The 25,524-nt window shown below is 71.3% G+C and carries 18 protein-coding genes; 13 read left to right on the top strand and 5 right to left on the bottom strand.

The window, feature by feature from the left end:
* The first annotated feature begins 95 nt into the window (after positions 1-95).
* A complete protein-coding gene (locus CCN72_RS21400) occupies positions 96-464 on the top strand; it encodes a nuclear transport factor 2 family protein (RefSeq protein ID WP_086808916.1) in 369 nt (122 codons plus the stop codon).
* Between the two features lie 15 nt (positions 465-479).
* Here CCN72_RS21400 and CCN72_RS21395 read toward each other — a convergent pair whose 3' ends face one another.
* The 3 genes from CCN72_RS21395 to CCN72_RS21385 all read right to left on the bottom strand — a co-directional run bounded on the left by CCN72_RS21395 (position 480) and on the right by CCN72_RS21385 (position 4,232).
* Entirely contained in the window at positions 480-1,016 is a 537-nt protein-coding gene (locus tag CCN72_RS21395; protein WP_086808917.1) for a cysteine hydrolase family protein, read from the bottom strand.
* Positions 1,017-1,094: 78 nt separating this feature from the next.
* Positions 1,095-3,755, bottom strand: a complete 2,661-nt coding sequence (locus CCN72_RS21390) for an MXAN_6230/SCO0854 family RING domain-containing protein (RefSeq protein WP_086808915.1) — start codon at positions 3,753-3,755, stop codon at positions 1,095-1,097.
* Positions 3,756-3,914: 159 nt separating this feature from the next.
* Positions 3,915-4,232, bottom strand: a complete 318-nt coding sequence (locus CCN72_RS21385; RefSeq protein WP_086808914.1) for an SCO0607 family lipoprotein — start codon at positions 4,230-4,232, stop codon at positions 3,915-3,917.
* A 465-nt stretch (positions 4,233-4,697) separates the two neighbouring features.
* Here CCN72_RS21385 and CCN72_RS21380 point away from each other — a divergent pair, with 465 nt between their 5' ends.
* The 10 genes from CCN72_RS21380 (at position 4,698) to CCN72_RS21335 (ending at position 16,684) form a co-directional block, all read left to right on the top strand.
* Positions 4,698-4,889, top strand: a complete 192-nt coding sequence (locus CCN72_RS21380) for a hypothetical protein (RefSeq protein ID WP_086808913.1) — start codon at positions 4,698-4,700, stop codon at positions 4,887-4,889.
* Between the two features lie 28 nt (positions 4,890-4,917).
* Positions 4,918-5,208, top strand: coding sequence for a hypothetical protein (locus CCN72_RS21375; RefSeq protein WP_086808912.1), 291 nt, complete (start codon positions 4,918-4,920; stop codon positions 5,206-5,208).
* A 79-nt stretch (positions 5,209-5,287) separates the two neighbouring features.
* Entirely contained in the window at positions 5,288-6,310 is a 1,023-nt protein-coding gene (locus CCN72_RS21370) for a winged helix-turn-helix transcriptional regulator (RefSeq protein ID WP_086808911.1), read from the top strand.
* A gap of 89 nt (positions 6,311-6,399) precedes the next feature.
* Positions 6,400-7,512 (top strand): DUF6421 family protein, encoded by a 1,113-nt coding sequence (locus tag CCN72_RS21365; RefSeq protein WP_086808910.1) that lies wholly within the window; start codon positions 6,400-6,402, stop codon positions 7,510-7,512.
* A gap of 118 nt (positions 7,513-7,630) precedes the next feature.
* Entirely contained in the window at positions 7,631-9,769 is a 2,139-nt protein-coding gene (locus tag CCN72_RS21360; RefSeq protein WP_158101382.1) for a SidA/IucD/PvdA family monooxygenase, read from the top strand.
* Complete coding sequence (locus CCN72_RS21355; RefSeq protein WP_086808908.1) at positions 9,762-9,977, top strand: MbtH family protein; 216 nt, start codon at positions 9,762-9,764, stop codon at positions 9,975-9,977. Before CCN72_RS21360 ends, CCN72_RS21355 begins: the two co-directional genes overlap by 8 nt.
* Positions 9,970-10,788 (top strand): 2OG-Fe(II)-dependent halogenase WelO5 family protein, encoded by an 819-nt coding sequence (locus CCN72_RS21350; protein ID WP_086808907.1) that lies wholly within the window; start codon positions 9,970-9,972, stop codon positions 10,786-10,788. The genes CCN72_RS21355 and CCN72_RS21350 overlap by 8 nt, the downstream gene beginning before the upstream one ends.
* A 28-nt stretch (positions 10,789-10,816) precedes the next feature.
* A complete protein-coding gene (locus tag CCN72_RS21345) occupies positions 10,817-11,629 on the top strand; it encodes a phytanoyl-CoA dioxygenase family protein (protein ID WP_086808906.1) in 813 nt (270 codons plus the stop codon).
* Positions 11,626-12,726 carry a zinc-binding dehydrogenase gene (locus CCN72_RS21340; RefSeq protein WP_086808905.1) on the top strand — a complete coding sequence of 367 codons (1,101 nt, stop codon included), beginning with the start codon at positions 11,626-11,628 and terminating at the stop codon, positions 12,724-12,726. Before CCN72_RS21345 ends, CCN72_RS21340 begins: the two co-directional genes overlap by 4 nt.
* Positions 12,727-12,814: 88 nt before the next feature.
* Entirely contained in the window at positions 12,815-16,684 is a 3,870-nt protein-coding gene (locus tag CCN72_RS21335) for a non-ribosomal peptide synthetase (protein ID WP_086808904.1), read from the top strand.
* A gap of 70 nt (positions 16,685-16,754) precedes the next feature.
* Here CCN72_RS21335 and CCN72_RS21330 read toward each other — a convergent pair whose 3' ends face one another.
* The gene (locus CCN72_RS21330) at positions 16,755-17,669 is read right to left on the bottom strand and encodes a thioesterase II family protein (protein ID WP_086808903.1); all 915 of its coding nucleotides are present in this window, start codon (positions 17,667-17,669) and stop codon (positions 16,755-16,757) included.
* A gap of 46 nt (positions 17,670-17,715) precedes the next feature.
* Positions 17,716-18,945: an MFS transporter gene (locus tag CCN72_RS21325; RefSeq protein WP_158101381.1), complete on the bottom strand. Its 1,230-nt coding sequence runs from the start codon at positions 18,943-18,945 to the stop codon at positions 17,716-17,718.
* Positions 18,946-19,169: 224 nt separating this feature from the next.
* On the opposite strand from CCN72_RS21325, the gene CCN72_RS21320 reads away from it, so the two are divergent.
* Both CCN72_RS21320 and CCN72_RS21315 read left to right on the top strand, forming a co-directional pair.
* A complete protein-coding gene (locus CCN72_RS21320; protein ID WP_086808901.1) occupies positions 19,170-20,351 on the top strand; it encodes a cytochrome P450 in 1,182 nt (393 codons plus the stop codon).
* A gap of 31 nt (positions 20,352-20,382) precedes the next feature.
* On the top strand, positions 20,383-25,524 hold a 5,142-nt coding region (locus CCN72_RS21315; protein ID WP_143664159.1), incomplete at its 3' end, for a non-ribosomal peptide synthetase.

Below are 25,524 nucleotides of genomic sequence, written 5' to 3'. Positions count from 1 at the left end.
ACCCCGGCCCACCCGGTCCGCCTGGCGTGCGCTGCCGTGGCGCGCGCGTGCGCAATTCGCTGTTTCCCGGGGTGTCGTACTCGTAAGGTTCCGGCATGGCGGACGACGAGCAGAAGCAGGCCGTGCAGGCGGCCATCGACGGGGAGTTGCGGCTTCTCGACCCCGAGGTACGAGCCGTCCCGGCCCTGGTCCTGGAGCTGCTGGACCCGGAGTTCACCGAGTTCGGGGCCTCGGGGCGCCGGTGGGACATGGACTCGATCCTCACCGTGACGAGCAGCGGCTCGGTGTCCGCGGAGTCTCCGGTCAAGGTCAGCGAGATGTCCGGAGTGCTGCTCGCTCCTGGTGTCGTTCATCTGACGTACTTCGCCGACAACCAGGGCCGTCGGGCCTGGCGCAGCTCCCTGTGGCGGCTGACGGAGACGGGCTGGCGGATGTACTTCCACCAGGGCACCCTGACCGATTGAGCGCGGCGGGGCCGGTCACCTCCACAGGTCCACGCTCGTGCAGACGCGCGCGCCCATGTTCCGCTCCATCATCCGCAGGGCGGCCCGGGCGAGGTCCTCGTGGATGTGGGCCACGGCGTCCCTGGGGACGATCACGTCGAAGTGGCGGATATGGGCGTCGAGAGCCGAGTAGAGCACGCACTGCTCGGTCACCTGCCCGGTGAGGATCAGCTGGTCGATGTTCTGCTGACGCAGCAGGTATTCCAGGGGGGTCTCGAAGAAGACGGAGTGGCGGGCCTTGACGACGAAGAGGGAGTCCCGGTCGGGCCGCAAGGGCGTCACCAGGTGGCTGTGCGGTCCGCTCAAGGCGTGATCGAGCAACTCGCCGTGGTGCGATCGCCACTCACCGAAGTTGTCGTTCACATAGATCACCGGCGCCGAGCGGTCCCGCGCCCGTCGCAAGAGGTCCGCCACGACCGGTACGACCGTCCGGGCCGAGGGAATCAGCAGGTCGGCGTCCTTGTGGTCGTATGTGTTGATCATGTCGATGACCAGCAGTGCGGTGTTCTTCACGCCCACCGGGTTCCCCGTTCGCGGTGCGCGCATCGGTGGGCGGTGGCGTCATCGGCGTCGGCGGCTCCCGGCGGGCTCCTACAGGCCGCTGCCGAGCTCCGCGACCAGGTCACCGGCGGTCACGCGGTTCAGGCTCTCCGAGGCGTCCCCGGCACCGGGGAAGAGCCGGTAGTACGTGCCCGACGCCCGTGCGGGTCCGATGGATCCATGCACCGTCGCCAGGAACACCCGTGTCCCGCAGGCGAGTTCGGCCGCCGCCGCGTCGGGGTCCGGGTGCGGGCGCCGTTCCTCGGCGTTTTCCAGGGCGGAGACCCGGCCGGCGAACGCGGCCGCGTCCTCGTCCGGCCGGCGCCGGTACCGCAGCAGCGCGGGCTCCGGCTCCCGGCACACCACGGCCACCTCGGGCGAGCGAGCGGCCGCCCGCCAAACCGCCAGGTCCCAGAGGGTGGTTCGGCTGCCGGAGCCGAACTGGTCCCACAAGTCCCGTGCCGTGGTGGCCAGTTGGTCGCCGCCGTGCGAGCCGATGCTCTGGAAGCCGCCCGTGGACGTCAGATGGGTGTCCGTCCACAGCATCCGGCTCCGGCCCAGGTCCACGACCATCGGCAGGCACACCCGCGACTCGCCCGCGAGGTCGAAGCGCTGGCGCACCGTGCGCGGGTCGTACGACGCGTCGCGCGGGCCCTGCGCGGGCAGCGCCATGAAACCGGCGAAGGCGTCCGGCAACTCCTCGAACGGCACGTTGTTGAAACTGAAGACGAGCGGGACGGCGTACACATCGCCCCGTGCCGCCAGCCGGGCCAGGTCCAGGTCCACGTACTCGGTGGCGCCCTGCGGGGCCGGGGCGGAGGTGAGGTCGCCGGAGTGGACCGCGGCCTGCGGTCCGTGCACCAGGTTCGTGTAGTCGCACAGGCCGGTGAACTTCCACTCGGCGTCGAAGAACGCGACCGACAGGTCCAGGTCGGTGCGGTTGCCCTGGGGCTCGGTCCAGTGCAGGAACAGCCGCAGCACCGCGCCGTCGGGCAGCGGCTGCGTACTGCCCCGGGGTACCGCCACCAGGGCCTTCGCGGTGGACCGCTCGGTGAAGGGCACGGTGAGGTCGGCCAGGTCCGCATCCAGTACCGACAGCTCGTACGGCTCCCCGGCGGCGAACCGGCGCAGCAGCTCGGCCTCCAGGAGCGTGACCGCGGCCGTGATCAGCCCGATGGACAGCGGAGCCCGCCGTTCCGGAACGGACAGGGCGCGGGTGACCTCGCCGCGCGGGAAGAACACCCGACGGCGGCCGGTACGGTCCTCGGTGCGGACCCGCAGCGCCCCGAGCGCCGACAGCAGCGGACCCGGGCCCACCTTGGGCAGGCCGCGCAGCAGGGCCTTCTCCAGTTCCGGCACGAGGGTGTCGCAGGTGTGCAGGCGCAGCAACACGTCCAGCCGGCGCACCAGTTCGCCGGGGCGCTCCCCGGCGAGGGCCGCGGCCCGGCCCGCGTCGCCCTCGGCCACCGCCTGTTCCAGCCGCCCGGCCCAGGTGGCCGGACGGAGCCGGACACGGTCCACGCGCCCGTCGTTCACGCGGCCGTCATCCACGCGGCCGTCATCCACGCGGCCGTCATCCACGCGGACGGCGTCCGGGTGTGCGGCGGCCGTCTCCAGCAGGGCGGCACCGAAGGCCGTGCCGGGGTCCACCGGGGTCCCGCGCAGCACGGCGAAGGCGAGGGCGGCGCGCGGATGGCGGGCATGGCGTTCGAAGGGGTGCAGTACCTCCGCGGCGCGCTTCCATGCCGTGGGGTGCCGTAGCACGTCCTCCACCAGATACGGCGTCGGCAACGCGTCGAGGACCGCGAGGAGTGCGCGGCGCAGCGGGCGCGGAGGACTGGCGAAGGGCGACAGGGTCACCAGCCCGGCGTCGCCGTCGGAGAGTACGGCGAGCAGCCGCAACACGTCGGTGGCGGTGGTGAGTCGCTCGGTCAGCAGCTCTCGTACGGGGAGGCCGTCCGGCGCCTCGCGCAGCAGCGCGCCCAGCACCATCGCCTTGGTCTCCCGGACCGGGATCTCCCGCGGCAGCAGGCCCCGGCCGGCCGGGGTGAGCGGCAGCAGGGTGAGCAGGTCGTCGCGGTCCTGCGGGGAGAGCGGAGTACGGCGGGCCAGCAGGGAGTCGACCACGGCGCCGGCGTCGGCGGCCCGTTCGGTGCCCAGGCGCAGCAGCCGCAGCGGGCCGGGCAGCGGTGCCTTGGCGGCGCCGACGGCACGCACAGGGCGCAGGAAGGGGTCGTTCGCGTCGATCCGGCGGTGGCAGACCGGGCAGCCCGCGTAGTCGGAGCCGTCCCAGCACAGCCGGCACACCAGGTGGGCGCAGGGCGAGACGGGGAACACCGTGCGCGCCTCGCCGCAGAGCACGCAGGGGTGGTCCGGCTGCTGGAGCAGGAAGGCGAAGACCCGGTCCACGTACAGCGCTTCGGTGTCCCGGGGCACGGTGCGCGGGAAGCGGCGGAGGAGCGGGGTGTGGACGCGGTCGCTGCCGAGCAGGTCGTCGACCAGGCCGACCAGCCGGGCGTGCGCCGCCGCCAGCTCCTCGGATCCCAACGAGCCGAGCGCCGTGTGCAGTTCGGCGGAGAGGAGGTGACCGCGGCCGAGCAGTTCGGCTTCGAGTCGACGCAGTGCCGGTCCTGATCCGTCGCCGGACGAGGACGGCCCGTCCACGAAGACGGTCTGGATGCGGCGCAGCAGTACGGACTCGGCAGCGAGCAACAGGGGATTCCCCTCCACGGTGATCTGGAACTGAGGAACGGGGGCGGAGAGTGGGCGCGCCGGTCTTTTCAAGGAAGGTGAGAAGGATGCGCGCCGGGGAGCCGCCCCCGTCGCACTGATCCCATCACGACACCTCGCGCGCGCCAAACGAATTAACGGTCAGGAGTCCTGCGGAGCCTTGATGATGGCGCCGTGCTCGTCGATGGTGTGCGTCTGCCAGTAGATGTCCCACTTGTCGTCCACATGCTTCGGCATCTTGTCCTCGGGGTAACGGAAGGTGCCCTTCGGGACCTTGTGCCCGTCGGCGACGCACTGACCGCCGGTCGTGCCGATGTTCTGCACCGGGTACTCGCCGTCCGAGCAGATCGCGTCGGCGGTCGAACAGCCGGTGAGCAGCGCGGCGAGGGTGGCGGCGGAGCAGGCGAGAAGTGCCGCGGCGGTTCCGGTGGTCCGTCGGCGGGTGCGGTGCGTGGTCATGTGTTTCCCCTCGAACAGGATCGGCCTTTGACGGACCAAGCCTCGGGGAGGGCGGGGGTCGCGCGGATCGGTGCGCGTACTCATTCGGGGGGCCGGAAACGTGAGTACATCCACGCAGAGGTGTGCGGACCAGGCAGGTCGAGGGGGCGAGCTGTCCGGTGGCGGCCGGTGACATGAGCCGCGGGGGCGGCCCGGCCTTCGTCGTACCGGGCTGGCACGAACGTGCATGGCCGCATGCGGACAGCCGCACAACGCACCAGGTCAACCATGTGTCGAGGGCCGGGGGAGCGAGGCCCCAAGCGGCCAGGCCCATTGGTGTAACTCGACAAGTACTGACAGTGACCCGGGCACCGGACAGGATTTCTCTCGTGGCCGAGAAAGCCGGATCTCAGAAACCGGCTTTCGGAAGCCATTGAATCCCAAGCGGTCCGTCATTCCTGGCCCCGAATTCCCAGAAGGAATCCTGTGAAGAAGAAGCAGATCGTCGCCGTCCGGGCTCTCCTCGTCTCCGCCGTGGTGGCCGGAGCGGTCGCCGCTGGAAGCTCGGCCGCCTGCTCGGCCGCGGCCGGCGCGACGCCGGTGATGGCCGCCGTGCAGGCGACGCCGTCCGGCGCGACCGCCACGGACCCCTCGGACGACGGCTTCGGCTGGGGCTGACCGGCAGCGCACCGGGCGGAGAGCGCTCATGTACGCGGTCGTCGTCGTGGTCAAGGGAGCGGCCGGGCCCGGCGAGACACCGCTCGCCCCGGCATCCCTCAACGATGCCTTCTGGGCCCACGCGCTGGAGGAGGACGGTCTTGAACACGTACGGACCGTCGGCTGTGCCGATGGGTTCTCGTCGGTTCTCTTCATGCGCGGGCAGAACGAGGCGGCGGCAGCCGAAAGAGCGCTGGCCCTGAGCTGGCGCCTGGTGATGGTCGTGCCGAGCCTGGCCGGCTGGCACGTCGATTCCTGCGTCGTACGCCTCTCCTCGTGAGCGCCCGCCCGCGGGCACGCACGACGCCCGTCCCGCCGGCCGGCACGGTACGCCGCGGCGGAACTTCCCGGAGGAACACGTGAGTATCTCCCTGACCCTGCCGGACACACTGTCCCTGGACGTCCTCGACCCCGACGCGATCGACGCGCCGACGGTGTCCCTCGCGGTCCGCTCCCTGCGCCTCGGGGACTCGCCGCGCGGCGGAGGGCTGAACGACGACCACTGCCGCATGCTCGCCGCGACCGCCGACGCCCTGCCGCCGGTCGTCGTGCACAGCCGCACCATGCGTGTCGTGGACGGCAACCACCGGGTCCGGGCAGCGGTGTTGAGCGGGCGTCAGGAGATCGCCGCCCGGATGTTCGAGGGCTCGGCCGACGAAGCCTTCGTGCTGGCGATCCGGCTGAACACCGTGCACGGGCGGGGTCTGCTCCTCACCCGCGCGGACCGCACGGCGGCGGCGGGCCGGCTGATCACGACGCACCCGCACTGGTCGAACCGGATGATCGCCTCCCTGACGGGTCTGTCGGCGGGCACCATAGGGCGGATCCGGGACCAGGAGGCGGCGGCGGACGGCTCGGCCGGGGTACGCGTCGGCAAGGACGGCAGGGCCCGGCCCGTCGACGGCTCCGGCGCTCGTATCAAAGTGTACGAGCTGCTGTTGAGCGACCCGACGGCGTCCATCCGGGACATCGCACAGCGGGTAGGAGTGTCCCCGTCGACCGTCCATGACGTGCGCAAACGCGTCCTGGCCGGAGAGGAGCCGGTACCCCGGCGCCGACGGACACAGGTGGAGGAGAACAAGGAGCCGGACCGCCCGGCCCCGGTGCGGCCGCAGCCGCAGCCGGAGGCGGAACGCGGCGCTCCCGCCGACCCGGCCGCGATCATCGCGGCCCTCACCAAGGACCCCTCGCTGCGCTACAACAACATCGGCCGGCGGCTGATCCGCTGGCTCGAGGGGTGCCGGCGCACCGTCGCGGAGTGCCCGGAGATCGCCGAGAGGGTGCCTTCCCACAATATCGACCCGGTGGCGACCCTCGCCCGCGAGTACGCCTATGCCTGGCTCGACTTCGCCACCGCACTCGAGGAGCGCGGGCGCTGCTGACCTCCCTGTACGAGGTTGCGGCAGGACGGCATCCACCACCCCGTGGTCGTTTCGGAAGACCGCCGGGTGCCATCTCGGAAGGTTGATTCATGGGTTACATGACAGAGGTCTTCGCGGAAGTGGAGGCCATAAGGGCAGACCTCCCGGAGCGAAAACACCTGCGCGACGAGACGGAACTCAAGGAGATCGTGCGCAAGCTCGGGGCCAGCCGGGTACTGCGCCGGCTGCCGGCGGCCCAGGCATTCCTGGCGGACCTTGAGTCCTTTACGCCGGGAAAGCGGCTGGACGCGACCAAGGCGCACATCAACAACCGTCGCGACAACGTCATTTTCTCGCTCTTCGACGCCTCCTATTTCCCGCGTCTGAATCTGGACTGCCTCACCTACGAGACGCTGCCGACGGACTCTTATCTGGCCGAGCGGTACGCGAGCAACACCATGCCCGTGAACATCACGGGCAAGACCACGGGATTTGGTTCGCGCGTGGTCGTGGCGCTCTTCCCGGAGAACCACCTCGACGGCATCCAGCAGCCCGACGACCTCATCTTCTACTTCATCGACAAGTTCCTGGAGCGGCACAACCAGATCACCCGCCTTCTCATCGACGAGGTGATGGAGCCCGGCAGCTTCCCGATGATCCAGGGGGCCTCCGACCGGGAGGTCGAGCAGGCGTCCTCCTGGTGGGTGCGGCTGCACGAGTACCACCACCGCCAGGGCGACATGCCGATCCCGGAGTACCTGCCGGCGAAGAAGCTGAAGCCGCTGGCGGGCCTGGAGGAGCTGCGCGTCGACGTCTCGGGCATGCTGGCCTGTCTGCACGATGTGAAGCTGCCCCGGGAACAGGCCGGTGCCGCCTACGAGTTCATCCTCGCCGAGCGGCTGCTGCGCTACGCCGTCGAGGGGATACCGCGGCCGAACTACGACGCGGTCGCCTCCCAACTCCTCTTCAACTACCTGGAGGGGAACGGCGGCATCGGGCTCAAGGGCGGGCGCATCGGGCTCACGCCGCGACTTCCCCAGGTGCTGCGCGACTTCCTTTCGGAGATCGAGAGCATCGAGTCCGGAATCCACCGGGATTCCGTGGACACGGTGAAGCAGCGACTCCTGGACTTCACCAACAAGTACACGGACTACGACGCCGTGTCCCGTGACTACCGGCACATTCCCTATTTCGCCGAGGTCAAGAGTCGCCTCGGTGTCTGAAGGCCCCCGGGGAGCGGGGTGTTCGACAGTGCAGCACAGTCGAACACGCCGTTCCGGCAGTGCGGGCATCATCAGCGAATCGGCCTGCGCACCAGCGGACTGTTCCAGAGGAGTAGTGGTGAGAAACGAAGACCCGGCTCTCGATGACACGGCTCTCGACGACACGGACCGGACGGGAACTACCTGGGAGCGGCCGTACGATCTCCTGGGCATTGGATTCGGCCCCTCGAACCTCGCACTCGCGGCCTGCGCACGTGAGCAGAACCTGCCGCTCTCCTGCCTGTTCGTCGAGCGCAGTGACGGCGTCGCCTGGCATCCGGGCATGCTCATCGACGGCGCGCGCATGCAGATCTCCTTCCTCAAGGACCTGGTGTCACTGCGCAATCCCGCCAGCCCTTATTCGTTCCTCCAGTACACCAAGGCGAAGGGCCGGCTGGAGCAATTCGTCAACCTCAACGAGTTCCGTCCCACGCGATACGAGTACGACGACTATCTGAAGTGGGTGGCCCAGGACTTCGCCGGCCAGGTGCGCTACGGCACCCAGGTGAACCGGGTGACACCGGTGACGGCGCCGGACGGCGAGACCCTCTCGCTGTTCGCGGTCGAGACCGAGGAGGTGGCCACCGGCCGGCGGCGGACCCTCTACACCAGGAACCTCGTCCACGCGGGCGGCGGCCGGGCGAGCCGGCCCGCCGGTGTGGCCGATGTGCCGACCGTCGTGCACTCCAGCGAGTTCCTCACCCGCTTCCCGGCGCAGTTCAAGGAGGACGACGCCCCTTACCGCTTCGTGGTGGCGGGCGGCGGCCAGAGCGCCGGCGAGATCGCCGAGTACCTTCTGAGCCATTACGACCGGGCCGAGGTCCACGTCGTCGTCTCCGGATACACCCTCCAGCCGACCGACAACAGCCCGTTCGTGAACGAGCAGTTCTACTCCACCAGCGCCGACTCCTTCTACCATCTGGCCGCCGAACACCGGGCAGTGGTCGCGGACCAGCTGAAGGACGCCAACTACGGGGTCGTCCGCGAGGACCTGCTCGACCGTCTCTTCAACACGGACTACCTGGACCGGGTCAAGGGGCGACGCCGGCTGCACATCCACTCCTTCTCCCGGCTGGGCGCTGTGCGCGAGGACGGCGAGGCGCTGGTCGCGACCCTCGAAGGACGGCTGGAGGAGCGGTCGGACGAGCGGCTCGTGTGCGACGGCGTGGTCCTGGCGACCGGGTACGACCGTTCGCTCGCCCCGGACATCTTCGCCGACGTCCTCCCGCATCTCGTCACCGCCGACACCGGACACGTCTCCCTCACGCGGCACTACCGGGCCCGTACCGCGCCCGAGTTGCGCGCGGGGCTGTACCTCCAGGGCTACGGCGAGGGGCAGTTCGGCCTCGGCGACACACTGCTGTCCCTGCTGCCGTTCCGCTCCAAGGAGATCGTGGACGACATCGCCGACCGGGTCCCCGCCGCGATGACCGGCGGCTGCCCGGTGGTGTCCGGGCGTACGACGGCTCCTTGCCCCGTGACCGCGTCGGTCGTTCCCACCTCCGCGACCGCCGCTCCCGCCTCCCTGACCACCGCGCCCGACGCGGTCGGCTATCCGCCGAGCTGGTACCTGGAGCACGACCAGGAGAAGCTGTACGCGCTGATGGAGCGCTTCCGCTTCGCCACACTCATATCGGCGCGCTCCGGCGACGAACCGTTCGCCACGCATCTGCCGCTGATCCTGGACCGTTCCCGGGGCGTCCTCTTCGGCCACCTGGACCGGGCCAACGCGCACGCGACGCTGATCGACGGACGGCGCATGCTCGCCGTATTCCACGGCCCCAACGCCTACATGCCGCCCTCGCTCTTCGAGAGCGACCCGCTGCCCACCTGGAACTCCATGTCCGTCCACGTCCGCGGCCGGGTCCGGGCCGTGGCGGACCACGGGGCCCTGGTCCGCGGGCTGATCGGGATCGCCGAGCACTCCGAGTCCGGCAACAGGCTGCGCCCCGACGACCCGCGCATCGACCGCATCATCGGCGGCATCGTCGGCTTCGAGTTCGAGATCGAGGAGCTCGTGGGCCGGTTCAAGCTCTCCCAGGACCGCGACGAGACCGACCGCAGACACGCCGCCGTCGCCCTGGCCCGCGCGAGCGAGCGCGGCGAGCGGGACTTCGTCGAGTACGCGGTGGGCCTCAGCCTCATCACCGAGGACGACCCGCGTGACCTCGCCGCCCGCCCCCTGTCCCCCCTCACCATCGGAGGCATGCATGAGTGACACGACCCTGCACGACGAGCTCTACCACGTCGTGCGCAACCACGAGGAGCAGTACTCCCTCTGGCGCGCCGACCGGGAGGTGCCGAAGGGCTGGGACACCGTCGGCGAGTCCGCGCCCAAGGAGGAGTGCCTGAGCCGGATCGAGGAGCTGTGGACGGACATGCGCCCGCTGAGCCTGCGGACCTTCATGAAGGTGAACGATGAGTGAGCTCCAGGACGTCAGCACCAACGCCTCGCCGATCTTCACCCTGTTCGACTCCGAGTCCGTCGACCGGCTGACCCGTGAGCACATCCTGCGGCTCATGGTCGGGGTGGTCGGCGCGGTACGCATCCGCGGGTTCTCCTCGCCGCAGGAGTGCGCGGACATCATGGAGGGCCTGGACCACCGCGAGTTCGACGCCTACGACGAGAACCTCATCTTCCCGCCCATCGCCAAGATCGGCCCGGCCGCCTACGACTTCTACGGCTCGCACACCCTGACCGGGGAATACTGGGAGATCGCCGACGAGGCGCGCCGTCTGCGCGGCACCCTGCACCACGGGGCCGACCCGATGGACCTGGCCGTCGAGCGGATCGGCCGGGCCTGGGGCGACGATGTCGTCCCCGCCCGTTCGCAGGGCCGGGACATGTTCGCCGGCATGATCCGGGAGATCCCGAACGGCGCGAAGCTCCACTTCGACGAGATCGTCCGGGAGTTCCCCGGCATCCTCGACGAGACCCCGGCCAGTTTCCTGACGCTCAACTGGTACCTGTCCATGCCCGAGTACGGCGGTGCGACACGGGTCTACCGGCGCCGCTGGCGGCCCGCCGACGAGATCCACCGCGATGGCTACGGCTATGACGAGAAGGTCGTCGAGAACGAGCCGGTGGCGGTCGTCCGTCCGGACGCCGGCGACGCGGTGATCTTCGACTCGCGCAATCTCCACGCGGTCGACGAGATCGGCGGCGCGGGCCGCCGGGTCAGCCTCTCGTTCTTCCTGGGCGCGTCCGGGCGCGGCCCACTCCAGATCTGGTCCTGATACCCCTACCCGTGAGCAGAGTGATCCCATGCGACTCAGTCAAGAACAGGTGCGGACCTTCCGCACTCAGGGCTTCCTGGTCCTCGACCAGCTGTTCGGTCCCGAGGAGACCGAGGCGTTCCAGGAAGCCTTCCGCCGAGACTCCCTGATACCCGGGGAGCACCGTGTGATCGAGCGGGACAGCGGCGACGTCAGGGCGGTGTACGCCTCCCATGAGCGCCAGCCCGAATTCGCCGCCCTGGTGCGCGCGCCGCGGGTGCTCGGGCCCGTGCGGCAGCTCCTCGGCAGCGATGTGTATGTCTACCAGTTCAAGACCAACGCCAAGGCGCCGTTCGCCGGGGCCGGCTGGTCCTGGCACCAGGACTTCGCCGCCTGGCGGTTGGCCGACAATCTCCAGCTGCCCCGGCTCGTCAACGTCGGCGTCTTCCTCGACGACGTCAACGAGTTCAACGGGCCGGTCATCTTCTGCCCCGGCTCGCACCGCGACGGACTGGTGAAGAAGGGCCGGGGCGCCGGTCAGGCCGCCTCCGAGCAGCACATCGACCCGGACGACATCGCCCTGACCGCGACGGACATGACCGGCCTCGTGAACCGCCACGGCATGGTCAGCGCCAAGGGGAGCGCCGGCACGGTCGTCCTCTTCGACCCGGAGATCGTGCACGGCTCCGCGCCCAACATGGCCCCGTTCCGCCGCCGGCTGCTGATCATGACCTACAACGATGTGGCCAATGTGCCCCGCCCGCTCGGCGAACCCCGGCCCGCCTATGTGGTCGGACGCGACACCAGGCCCCTCGAACCCGTCGACGAGCCGATCGTCCCCGCCCTGGAGGTCGTGGCATGAGCGTCGGACGAGCCGTCGTGCTCACCGAGTTCGGGAAGCCGCTCGAACTGCGGAAGTTCCCGGTCCCGCCGGCACCCGAGGGCGGCATGATCGTCGCGAGCCACTGCGGTGGCGTCTGCGGCACGGACCTGCACCTGCAACAGGGACACCTGGAGGTGCCGACACCCCTGGTGCTCGGGCACGAGGGACTGGGCACCGTGCACCGGCTCGGCGCCGGGACCGCCGTGGACGTCAACGGCGCGCCGCTGAGCGTCGGCGACGTGGTGATGTGGGCGTCCTCCATCGCCTGCGGCGACTGCGTGCCCTGCCGGATCCACCGCGAGCCGACCCTGTGCGAGAACCGCCGCACCTACGGCGTCAACCGGCCCGTCGACCAGGAGCCGGGCCTGTCGGGTGCCTGGGCCGACTACATCTGCCTGCGCCCCGGTACGGCCGTGGTCAAGGTGCCCGAGGGGATCGACCCGTTGGCCGCGATGGCCTTCGCATGCGCCGGTCCGACGATGGTCCACGCCCTCTACGAGCGCCGCCCGGTCCGGGTCGGCGAGACGGTCGTGGTCCAGGGCAGCGGCCCGGTCGGTCTGGCCGCCGCGGCCCTGGCCGAACTCTCCGGCGCCGAGCGGGTGATCCTCGTCGGCGGACCGCAGGCGCGGCTGCGCACCGCGGCCGAGGCCGGCATCGGCGACCACCATGTCGACATCGTGGGAGCGGCCGACCAGGCCACCGCGCTCGCCGAGGTCATGGAGCTGACCGGAGGCCGCGGCGCCGACCTGGTCATCGAGGCCACCGGGGTGCCCGCCGCGATCGACCAGGGGCTGCGGCTGGCCCGCCGCGGCGGCTCGTACCTCGTCGTCGGCCAGTACACCGACAGCGGCGACACCACCGTCAACCCGCATCAGATCGTGTACCGCCAGCTCGACGTGGTCGGCTCCTGGGCCTTCACCGGCGCCCACCTGGTGCAGTACGTCGGACTGCTGCCGGCCCTGACCCGACGGTTCGACCTGGCCCGCCTCGTCACCCGCTACGACCTGGAGGAGCACGGCCGGGCCCTGGCGGACGTCGCCGCCGGAGCCGTACTGAAGGCCGTCCTCGTCAGCTGAACCGGCTTCCGGGCCGGACCGCACACCCATTCGCAGCCCACCCACGGCCGCGGCGCGGTGCCGCGGCCCGGAACAAGGGAAGTACCGCATGGCGACCCCGCCCACTCACCCCCGGTCCTGGCGCGAGACCCTCGCCGGCCTGCCGGAGCGGCTGGAGCTGCCCGGCCTGTGCCGGGGCGACAGCGCCCGACCGGCCCGGACGGACACCGTCGAATGCCGGCTGGACCCCCGACTCGACCAGGCCATGAGCGCGCTCGCGTCGGAGGCGGACAACAGCGCCGCCACCGTGTTCACGGCTGGTGTCGCCGCGCTGCTCACCCTGCTGCGAGCCGGTACCGACCTACCGCTCGGGACCGCCGTACCCGGAACGCCCACCGGCGTCCGGGTGCTGCGCGTGGCCACCTCCGCGAAGCGGGACTTCCGCTCGCTGGTGGCGGCGGTCGGCGCGGCCGAGCGCATCGCCGCGGGCCAGGACGGGGTCCCGTGGCAGGAGATCGCCGACGCCGTCAACACCTCCCGCGGCACCACCGGCCTGCCGGTCTTCGAGATCGGTACGGCGGTGGCCGCCGCGCCCCCCGGGGACTCGCCGCGGCTGTGGTTCTCGCTGGGGCCGAGGACCGGCGCCCGCGGCGCGGAACCCCTGTGCGTCCGGCTCACCTACCCGCTCGGCGGGTGCGACCGGGACGACGCCCAGCGGCTGTGCGACCGCCTGGCCCGCGTGTTCACCCGTGCCCTGCGGGAACCGGACGCCCGGCTCGACACCATCGACGGCCTGCTGCCCGGCGAGGCCGCAGGACTGATCGGCGACGGGTTCGCCGGCGCCGTGCGCACGGGCACGCTCGCGCGCTGGTTCGAGGAGCGGGCGGCACGGTCGGCCGACGCCGTCGCCGTGACCGACGGGACGCGCCGGGTGACCTACCGCGAACTCAACGCGGGAGCGAACCGCCTGGCCCGGACGCTGGTGGCGGCGGGCGCGGGCCCGGAGCGCGTGGCCGCGATGGTGCTGCCCCGCTCCGCACTGTCCGTGCTGACGTTCCTCGCGGTGCTCAAGACCGGCGCGACCTATCTGCCCGTCGACCCCGAACTGCCGCCCGAGCGCATCGCCCTGATGCTGGACGACGCCCGCCCCGTCGTGACCGTCACCGACCAGGAGTGCTCCGCGCTCCTGCCGCCCGGGGGCGCCCCGCCGCTGCTCCTCGACCCGGCGCTGTCCGCCTGCGCCGGGGCCGACCCGCGCGACCTCTCTCCCGGTGAACTGACCGGGCCCGTCGGCGGCGGCACCCCGGCCTACCTGCTGTACACCTCCGGCTCGACGGGCCGCCCGAAGGGGGTGCTCATGACGCAGGAGGCGGTCCTCAACCTGATGTCCTGGCACCTGGACGAGCTACCGGGGGAAACGGGCCGGGTCACCGTTCAGTTCACCTCCGTCAGCTTCGACATCTCCGTCCAGGAGATGCTCTCCGCGCTGTTGTCGGGCGCGACGCTGGCCGTCGTCCCCGAGGACGTCCGCCGCAGCCCCAAGGACTTCGTCCCCTGGCTGGAGGAGCACGGCGTCACCGATCTGTTCGCACCGAACGTCGTCATCGAACTGGTCTGCCAAGCCGCGCTGGAGCAGGGCCGCACGCTGCCCGCCCTCGCGGACATCGCCCAGGCGGGCGAGGCGCTGGTGCTGAGCGAGGCCGTCCGCGCGTTCTGCCGGATGCGGCCCGGACGGCGTCTGCACAACCATTACGGCCCCACCGAGACGCACGCCGTGACCTCCTACGTCCTGCCGGCCGACGTGGCCGCCTGGCCACCGACGGCGCCCGTGGGACTGCCGGTGTGGAACACCTCGGTGTACGTACTGGACGAGGCGCTCCGGCTGGTGCCGCCCGGCGCGGCGGGGGAGCTGTACGCCTCGGGGGTCTGCCTGGCGCGCGGCTATTTCGAGCGCCCCGCTCTGACCGCCGACCGCTTCCTGCCCGACCCGTACGGGGCGCCCGGCGCGCGGATGTACCGGACGGGGGATCTGGTGCGCCGCCGGCGGGACGGTGCGATCGAGTACCTCGGCCGCACCGACCACCAGATCAAGATTCGCGGGATGCGCGTCGAACTCGGCGAGATCGAGGCCGCGTTGCGCGCGGTCCCCGGGGTGCGGGACACCGTACTCGTCACCGCCGGAGCCGCGGCCCACCGCCGCATCGACGCCTACCTGGTACCCGCGCCGGACGTGGACGCCACGTCCCTCGTCACCGCGACCCGCGCCCAGCTGCGCCGGACGCTGCCACCCGCGATGGTTCCGGCCTCCTTCACCGTCGTGCCCCGCTTCCCGCTCAACTCCAACGGCAAGGTGGACCGACGGGCGCTGCCCGCGCCCGTGTTCACCGGGCCCGAGGCGGCGGACCGGCCCCGCACCGCCGACGAGGAGCGCCTCGCGGCGATCTTCGCGAACGTGCTCGCGGTGGACGCCGTCGGTATCCACGACAGCTTCTACGACATGGGCGGCCACTCCCTGCTCGCGGCCGAACTGACCGTCCGCGTGCGCAAGGAGTTCCACGCCGAGCTGAGCCTCGGCGATGTGCTCGGCAATCCCTCGGTCGCCGAACTGGCCGCACTGCTCACCCGGGTGGAGCCCGCCCGGCCGCCGGTCGTCCCGCGCACCGGCGAGGGCCCCGCGCCCGCCTCCTTCGCCCAGCAGAGCCTGTGGGTCCTCGACCAGTTGGAGGGCCCAGGACCCCGGTACAACGAGCCTCTCGCGCTGCGTCTGACGGGCCGGCTCGACGGACCCGCCCTGCGCGCGGCCCTTGCTGACGTCGTCGTCCGGCATCACGTCCTGCGCACCGTCCTGACCATGGAGGACGGACAGATCAGGCAACAGGTCCTCGACACCGCGGACGCCGTGCCGGTGCTGGAGGAGACCACCGTGGGGCCGGACGGACTGGCCGCCGACCTGCGGGCCGCCGCGCGCGTGCCCTTCGACCTGGCCGCCGACCTGCCGTTGCGGGCCACCTTGTTCCGGCTCGGGGACGAGGAGCACGTACTCCTCGTCGTCCTCCACCACATCGCCTGCGACGGCGCCTCACTCCATCCCTTCCTGCGCGACCTCGCCGCCGCGTACGACGCGCGCACCGCGGGCCGCGCTCCCGGCTGGGACCCGCTGCCCGTGCAGTACGCCGACTACGCCGTCTGGCAGCGTGAGCTGTTCGACGGGGCGGCCGGCGCGGCCCCTGACCTGCTGCGCGGCCAGTACCGCTACTGGGAGCGGCAGTTGGCCGCACTGCCCGCCGCGGTCCCCCTGCCGCTGGACCGCGAGCGGCCCCCGGTCCGTTCGGGCGCCGGCGCGAGTGTCCCGTTCCGCCTCGGCCCGGCCGCGCACCGCGCCGTCCGCGATCTCGCGCGCGGCCGGCGCACCACGACGTTCACCGTGGTGCACACGGCCCTGACCGCACTGCTGGCGAAACGGGGGGCGGGGGACGACATTCCCGTGGCGGCCGTGGTGTCCGACCGCGGCGACCCGGCACTGGACGCTCTCGTGGGCTTCTTCGTGCGGACCCTCGTACTGCGTGTCGACGCCTCGGGCGAGCCGGACTTCGGGACGCTTCTGGAGCGCACCCGCGATACGGACGTGGCGGCCTTCGCGCACCAGGACGTTCCCTTCGAGCAGGTGGTGGAACTGGTCAACCCGGCCCGTGCGCTCAACTGCCATCCGCTGGCGCAGGTGATGCTCGCCTTCCAGGTGGAGGAGGCCGAACCGCCCCGCATGGCCTGCCTCACCGGCCGCCATCAGCCGGTGGATCTGGGGGTGGCCAAGTTCGACCTCTGCTTCAAGGTCGTCGAGCGGTTCACGCCCGAGGGCGCGGCCGCCGGTGTGGAGGGGACGGTGGAGTACGCCACGGACGTCTTCGACGCGGACACGGCCCGCACCCTGGCGGCGGATCTCGTGACCTTCCTGGAGGAGGCGCCCGGCCGCGCCGTATGACCCGGACGCGGAACCGGCCGAGGGCCACGGCGAATCGCCGTGGCCCTCGGCCGTCGGGTGCGGTGGGCGGTCAGTGTGCGGTGAGCGCCAGTTCCTCGGACACCGTCGCGAGCACCTCGGGCGCGGCGGTCACCGGGAAGAAGTGGCCGCCGTCCACCATGCGTACGCCGAACGGTCCGCCGGCCCACGACGCCCAGGCTTCGCAGTGGCCCGCGGGCGTCGCCTCGTCCTGCCGCCCGCCGAACGCGATCATCGGCACCTTCACCAAGTCCGGTGCGCACAGGTCCCTGCGGCACGACTCGAACACCCGCAGGTCCGCGCGCAGGGTGGGCAGGAAGGTGCGCAGGAAATCGGGATCGGCCAGCAGTTCGCCGGGAGTGCCCTGCCATGTGTTCAGATGGGCCAGCAACTCCTCGTCGGTGGCCGCCGGAGCCGGCCGGCCCAGCAGGTGCGGCGGCAGCGCTCCGGCCACGAACAGCGCCCGCTGGGCGTCGGTGGAGCCGGCCAGGCGCTGGGTGACCTCCCGGGCGATCAGGGCCCCGGTGCTGTGACCGAACAGACCGAAGGGGCGGTCGGCGTGCCCGAGTATCTGCTCCGCGATCCGGTCGGCGAGCGAGGCGACGTCCGTGAACGCCGTCTCGGCGAACCGTTCTTCACGGCCGGGCAGGTGTACCGCCTCGATCCGCAGCCCGGCCGGCGCCGCGGCCGCCCAGGACCGGTACGTGCCGGGGCCGGCACCCGCGGCGGGCAGGAGATAGAGCAGGAGGTCGCCGTCGCCCTCGGTGAGGCGTTTGAACCAGCGGCCCCGGGACTGCGCGCCGATCCTGGCGGCGATGGGCTGGGCCTGGGTACGCAGCAGCATGACGAACCGGTCGTCCAGCGCGGGGGAGTTCCCCGCGAACTGGAGCCGGCCCGTGGAGTCCACCCAGAGCCGCACCTGGCGACGCCGGGCTTCGCCGATCAGCTGGTCGGCGAGGAATGACATGGCGGTCCTCCTTCTCGTTCGGTAGACGTCGCCGGAGCGCGGCCCTTCACTCGGCCTGGTCCGGCAGGGAACGCATCCCCGGAACCGGGGCGAACACGAGCGGCAGGCAGCTCAGCACGCCGCCGATGATGGCCAGCCAGAGCGCGGGCCGCAGCCCCAGCCAGGTGCCGAGACCACCGGCGATCAGCGCGCCGGCGGTCCGCACCCCGTTGATGAGCCCCAGATAGGCGCCCTGCACCCGGGACCTGAAGCGGTCGGGCGTCAGGGCCTGCTGGATCGAGGAGCCGGTGATGTCGCAGAGCATCAGCCCCATGCCGGAGAAGAACTCGGCCAGGACCACCAGACCGAAGGCCACCCACTTGTCCGGCGTCGCGAAGGGCACGAGGGCCAGCGCCCCGGGAAAGACCACCGAGCCGAGCAGGAACGTCGGCCCGACACCGAGGCGCCGGGAGAACCAGCCGGTGACGAAGGACCCGAGCAGCGCGCCGACGGCACCGAGGCCGAGGGCCACACCGATCATCCCGGGCGTCAGCCGCAGCTCGCGCGCGATGAAGAGCAGGAAGAGCGTGAAGTAGACCGTGTAGAAGAGGTTGAGCAGACCGCTGCCGATGAACTTGGCCCGCAGGACCGGCGTCCGCAGGACGAACCGCAGTCCGTCCCTGATGTGCGAGGACGACGTCTGCTTCTCGGGGACCGACTCCTGCGGGGAGATGGATCGCAGCAGGGACGCCGATCCCAGGAACGACAGCACATCGGTGACCAGTGCCAAGGGCGCCGACAGGATCTGCACCAGCAGGCCGCCGATGCTCGGGCCCATCACCCACGAGAAGGAGAAGCTGCCCCGGGTCAGCGAGGTGCCCTGGATGTAGTCCGCACGGTCCACCAGGGAGGCGAACAGGGTGTTGCTGGCGACGTTGAACAGCATGGCGAGCGTGCCGGTCACCAGGGCCACCAGCCACAGCTGAGGCAGCGTCAGCACGTCCAGCGCGTAGGCGATCGGGACGGTGACGAGCGCGGCCGCCCGGCCGAGATCGCACAGGATCATCATCCGCCGTAGCCGGCCCTTGCGGTCGACGAAGCCGCCCACATGCAGCGCGAAGAGCAGGTTCGGCAAGGTCGCCAGAGCGCCGAGGAACCCCATCTCGGCGGCGGAGGCGTTCAGGGCGAGCACCGCGGTCAGCGGGAGCGCGATGGTGGAGACCTGGTCCCCGAGGTAGGAGACGGTCTGCGCGGTCCAGAACCTGCGGAACGTGACCTGGTGCAGCAGGGGGGGCACGCGGTCTAACAGTTGAGTGGCCATCGATAACCATTTCGGTCGCGGAACGGCGGCCGCCGTGTTCTCGGTCCGGCCGCGTCAGGGTTCCCGCACAATCTACTGGAAGGGAACTGCGCAGGTGCCGGGGCGTTCGACTGAACAGATTGCTCCATCGAACACCGGATATTCTCGTGCCGGAGGCAGATGGACATCGACGAGGAATTCGAGGCGCCGTGACCCAGGAAATGCCCGCACTGACAGACCCGCTTCTTTATTCCGCAGGCGACCCGCACGAGGTCTGGCGGAGACTGCGCGAGGACAGCCCGGTCTCCTGGCACGAGTACGGCGAGCACGGCGGCTACTGGGCCGTCACGACACACGCGGCCGGACTCGAAGTGCTCACCGAATGGGAGAGGTTCACCTCCACCAAGGGAATCTTCCTGCGTCCCAACTTCAAGGACCCCTACCCGGGCGCCGGCACGATGATGGCGCTGAGCGACCCGCCGCGCCACGACCTGCTGCGCAAGGCGATCATGGGCCTTTTCACCGCGCGGGCCGTCTCGAAAATGGAGGAGCGCACCCGCGATGTCGTGAAGTCCGCGCTGCGCGGTGTGGTCGAGGCCGGTCGCTGTGATTTCGTCAAAGACATAGCGGCGCGCATACCGCTGGCCGTTTCGGCGGAACTGCTCAGTATTTCCATGGATGATGTCGAAATGCTGGCGAAAGTCACCACCGAGGCCGCCGAGAATTCCACCGACATCGAGGGTGTGGAAGCGCAGCAGGCGCATGTGGAGATCCTTCGCCACTACTCCGAGATCATCACGGAGAAGCGCCGGAACCCGGGCCAGGACCTGGTCTCCGCGCTCACCAGGGCGCAGGCCGAGGGACTGGACATCAGCGACGACGAGGTCATCCTGACCTGTGACAACGTCATCGTCGCGGCGAACGAGACGACCAGGCAGGCGGTCGGCGCCGGCATGCTGGCCCTGTTGGAGAGCCCGGAGCAGTGGCAGGCGCTGCGGGCCGGCGAACTGCGCCTGAAGACCGCCGCCGAGGAGTTCCTGCGGTGGACCGCGCCCGTGACGCACATCCTGCGCACCGCGCAGCACGACACGGTGCTGGAGGGCGTACAGATCCGCGCGGGCGACGCGGTCACCGTCTGGCTGCCGTCCCTCAACCGTGACGAGAAGGTCTTCGACCGGCCCGAGCAGTTCCTGCTGGACCGCACCCCCAACCACCACGTCTCCTTCGGCGGCGGGGGGCACTTCTGCATCGGCGCCAACCTGGCGCGCCTGACCATCCGCGTCATGCTCGACGAACTGGCCCGGCTGCCCGCGGAGATCGAGGTGAGCGGCGAGCCGCGGCGGATCGCCTCGTACATCCTCGGAGGTCTCACCTCGCTGCCGCTCGAGTTCCGTCCACGCTGACGACCGACCACCAAGGGGAGACACGGCCAAGATGAGCGCAGCTCGTGCACTGCTGGACCGGCTGACCGCGGACGGCATACAACTCTGGGTCCAGGACGGACGCTTGCGCTTCCGGCCCTCCGGCGCCCTGACGAACGATCAGGTGGACGAACTCCGCGGCCACAAGGAGGAGATACTCCATCTGCTGGCGCAGCCGCCCGCTCCGCCGGGCGGGCCCTTCGACGGCCCGCGACCCGGGACCCTGCCCCTGTCCTACGGCCAGGAGAGCCTCTGGTTCCTCGACGGCCTCGGCCTGCGGGCGAGCTACAACGTCGGCACCACCCTGCGCATCCAGGGCGACCTGGACGTGCCCGCCCTGGCCCGCTCGCTCGACGAGATCGTGCGCCGGCACGAGGTGCTCCGCACCCGCTTCCGCGAGTGCGACGGAGTGGTCGCGCAGGTCGTGGTCCCCGGCGAAGGGATGCCGCTGACCCGGACCGACCTGAGCACGGTCCCGGCCGGGGAGCGGGAGGAACGGGCCCGCGAACACCTCGATGGGCACTACGGCACGCACTTCGACCTGGCCGAGGACCGCCTCGTCGCCGCGTTGCTGGTCAAGCTGGACGAGACCTCGTACATCCTCGCCGTCAACATGCACCACATCGTCGTGGACGGCCCCGCCACCGGCATGATCTTCGACGAACTCGCGCGGATCTACCCGGCGTTCCGGGCGGGCCTGCCCTCCCCGCTGCCCGATCCCGCCGTCCACTTCGGCGACTACGCGGTGTGGCAGCGCGGGCCCGCGGCCGCCGAGGAGCACGAGCGGCAACTGCGGTACTGGTGCGAGCGGTTGGCCGCCGCCCCCGACGGACTCGACATGCCGCTGGACCGCCCCCGCGGCGAGAGCGCCGACTTCGCGGGCAGCAATGTGTCCTTCACCCTGCCGCCCCGGGTCCTCGACAGCCTGCGCGAGGTCGCCGCCCGCTGCTCGGCGACGCCGTACATGATCCTGCTGGCCGCCTTCCAGGTCCTGATGGGCCGCTGGTCCCGGCAGGACGACGTGTGCGTCGGCACCCCCGTCGACGGCCGCGCCCATCCCGAGACGGCCGGCATGGTCGGCTACTTCGCCAACACCGTGGTGATCCGCTCCGACCTCTGCGGCAACCCGCGGTTCACCCGGTTCCTGGACCAGGTGCGCACCAGCATGATCGGCGCGTACGACAACCGGCAGCTGCCGTTCGACCATCTGGTGGCCGCGCTGAAGCCGGACCGGAGCCCGGCCCGGCAGCCGCTGTTCGACGTGATGTTCTCCTACACCGGCCGACAGGACTTCACCCTGGAGGGCGTCGGCGTCCGCGTCGTCGACGAGCCCAGCACCACCGCCAAGTTCGACCTCTCCCTCGCCGTGTCGGAGACCGAGGACGGCCTGTACGGCAGCTTCGAGTACGCCACCGCGCTGTTCGACGCGGAGACCGTCGAGCAGCTGTCCCGGCTGTTCGTCCGGCTGCTGGAGGGCATCGCCGCCGACCCCTCCGCGCGTGTCCACGACCTTCCGCTGCTCTCCCCGTCCGAGTACCCGCAGCTGGTGACCGGTGCGGTCACCGGCGTCGTGCGCGGCGGCTCACCGGCCGACTGGTTCGAGGAGCGAGCCGCCCGCGCGCACACCGCGGTGGCCGTGCTGGACGGCGCTGTGACCCGCACGTACGCGGAGCTCAACGGCCGCGCCAACCGGGTCGCCCGCGCGTTGGTACGGCACGGGCTCGGACCGGAACAGGTCGGCGCCGTACTGCTGCCCCGTTCGGACCTGGCGGTCACCGCCTTCCTGGCCGTGCTCAAGGCCGGCGGCGTCTACCTGCCCGTCGACCCCGCCCTGCCGGCGGAACGGGTCCGCCTTCTCCTGGCCGACGCACGGCCCGCGGTCGTGGTCACCGACGCGGCGGGAGCCCGGCTGCTGGCGGACCAGGGCCAGGACCTGCCCGTGCTCGTCGTCGACGCGCAACTGTCGGCCTGCGCCGAGGAGAGCGGGCGGAACCTGTCCGCTCCGCAGCGGCCCGGCATCCAGGGCACCGAGGCGGGCGCGGCCTACCTGCTGTACACCTCGGGCTCGACCGGCCGCCCCAAGGGCGTCGTGATGACCAACGGCGCACTCCTGAACATGATGGAGTGGCACTTCACCGCGCTGCCGACCGGCCCCGGACGGATCACCGCCCAGTTCGCCGCCCTCGGCTTCGACGTCTGCGTCCAGGAGATGCTCTTCACGCTGCTGTCGGGCGCCACGCTCGCGATCGTCCCGGAGGACCCGCGGCGCAGCCCCGGGGAGCTGGTGGGCTGGCTCGACCGGAACCGGGCCACCGACCTCTTCGCACCGAACGTCGTCATCGAACTGACCGCCCGCGCAGCCCTCGCCGCCGACCGGCCGCTGCCCCACCTCAAGCACCTGGTGCAGGCCGGCGAAGCGCTCACCCTCAGCGAGGCCGTACGGCAGTTCACGGCCGCCGTCCCCGGCCGGCGGATCCACAACCACTACGGCTCCACCGAGATCCAGGTCGTCACGTCCTACGACATGGCGCCGGGCATCGACGGCTGGCCCGGTGTGGCGCCGCTCGGCGCCCCCGTGCGCAACACCGCCGGATACGTCCTCGACGAGGGCCTGAACCTCGTACCGCCCGGCGCGACAGGGGAGTTGTACATCTCCGGGGTCTGCCTGGCGCGCGGCTACTTCGACCGCCCCGCTCTGACCGCCGACCGCTTCCTGCCCGATCCGTACGGAGCACCCGGCACCCGGATGTACCGGACGGGAGATCTGGTGCGCCGCCGGCGGGACGGCGAACTCGAATGCCTCGGCCGCACCGACCACCTGGTCAAGATCCGGGGCGTGCGGGTCGAACTCGGCGAGACCGAGTCGACGCTGCGGCTGCACCCCGGCGTCGGCGACGCCGTCGTCCTCGCGCACGCCGACATCGTGGGCTCCCAGCAGCTCACCGCGTACGTGGTGCCCGCGGGCCCCGGCCCCGCGCCGACCAGCGAGGAACTGCGGACGTGGCTGCTGGACCGGCTGCCCACGAACGCGGTGCCCTCCCGGTACGCCTTCCTCGACGCCCTGCCGGTGAACGCGCACGGCAAGATCGACCGCCGGGCCCTGCCCGCACCGGACGACACCGCGGTCAGCTCCGGCACCCCGTACGTGGCCCCGCGCACCGGCAACGAGCGGCTGATCGCCGCGATCTGGCAGGAGGTCCTGGGGAGCGGCCAGGTCGGTGCCGACGACGACTTCTTCGCCCGGGGCGGCCACTCGCTGCTCGTCTCCCAGGTGCTGGCCCGGATACGCAGGAGCACGGGCACCGACATCACGGTACGGGAGTTCTACGGCCGGCCGACCGTCGCCCGGCTCGCCGAGCTCGTCACCGAGACCGACGCCGTCCCCGACGTCGTCGTCCCGCGTCCGGCGGACGAGCCGGCCGAGGCCTCCTACGCCCAGCAGCGCATGGTCTTCCTCCATCTGCTCCAGCCCGAGGGCGGCCTCTACAACGTGGAGATCCCCTTCGCTCTGCGCGGCCCCCTCGACCGCGGGGCCCTCGGCGCCGCGCTCGACGAGATCGTCCGGCGGCACGAGGTGCTGCGCACGACCTTCGACCTGGCAGGCGAGAACGTCGTCCCCGTCGTCTCCGAGAAGGCCGTCTTCCCCCTGGAGTTCCGCGACATCAGCGACGCCGCGGACCCCGAGGCCGAGGTGCGCGTGCTGCTGCGCGAGCAGGGCGAGAGAGGCTTCGACATCCAGTCGGGACCTGTCGTACGGGCCCTGGTCGTCCGCACGGCTCCCGACGAGCACCTCCTGGTCCTGACGGCCCATCACATCGTGTTCGACGGCTACTCGGTGGGCGTCCTCGTCGACGAACTCTCCGCCCTGTACGAGGCGTACCTGCGCGGCGAGCCCTCGCCGCTGGCCGAACCGGTCCTCCAGTACGCCGACTACGCGGCGTGGCAGCGCCGCCGGCTCCAGGGCACCACGCTGCGCGACCACCTCTCCTACTGGAAGGAGTACCTGGAGGCCACCCCGCACGCCATCGAGCTGCCGGCCGACCGGCCCCGGCCCGCCGTGCCCGACTTCGCGGGCGACGCCGTGGAGTTCCAGGTGGACGCCGCTCTGACCGCGCGCCTACGGGCCCTCTCCGGCCGTAGCAGGTCCACCCTGTTCATGACCACCATGGCCGTCTACAGCGCCTTGCTGCACCGGCTGAGCGGCCAGGACGACCTGTGCGTCGGCTACTTCTCGGGAAGCCGCCCCACCGTCGAGACGGAGCCCCTGATCGGGCTCTTCGTGAACACGGTCCCGGTCCGCTCCCGGGTCACCACCGGCCAGTCCTTCGCCTCCCATCTGACCCGGATCCGTGACTCCGTGCTGCTCGGCGACGCCCACCGCGAGCTGCCGTTCGAGCTGCTCGTCGACGAGGTGAACGCCGACCGGGACGTCTCGCGGCACCCCGTCTTCCAAGTGGCCTTCAGCTACTACGCGGCCGCCCCCCAGGACAGCCGCGACACCGGCTCCGGGCTGCGGATCGCCCCGTCCACCACCTCGCCGGGCACCTGGGGGGCCAAGTTCGACCTGACCCTGTACCTGCGCGAGTCCGAGGACGGACGGCTCCTGGGCGATCTGGAGTTCTCCACCGCCCTGTTCGACCGGACCACGGTCGAGCGGTTCGCCGACTTCTACGTTCGGCTGCTCGGGGCCGTCGCCGACGCTCCCGAGAGCGCGCTGGAGACCCTGCCGATGCTCGGTGACGACGAGCTCGGGCGCATGCTGCACGAGTGGAACCCGGCCGCCGCCGAACTCGGCGCGGACACGCTCCCCCAATTGTTCGAGCGGCGCGCGGCCCTCGACCCGGCCGCCCCCGCCGTCCACTTCGAGGACGTCACGCTCTCGTACGGCGAACTGAACCGCGCCAGCAACCGGCTGGCCCGTCAGCTGGCCGCCGCGGGCATCGGCCCGGGGCACTTCGTGGCCATCGCGCTGCCCCGCACCGAGCGGATCCTGGTCGCGGTCCTCGCCGTGCTGAAGACGGGCGCCGCGTACCTGCCCGTGGACCCGGGGCACCCGGCCGAGCGGATCGCCCTGATGCTGGACGACGCCAAGCCCGCTGCCCTGCTCACCGCCGGGTCGGTCCGCGACCGCGTCCCCGCCGCCGGCACCGCCGTG

Origin of the sequence: Streptomyces murinus (assembly GCF_002154555.1) — a bacterium.
GTDB lineage: Bacteria > Actinomycetota > Actinomycetes > Streptomycetales > Streptomycetaceae > Streptomyces > Streptomyces murinus.
The sequence above is the reverse complement of the archived record's forward strand: the minus strand, read 5'-3'. Positions and strand labels throughout refer to the sequence as shown.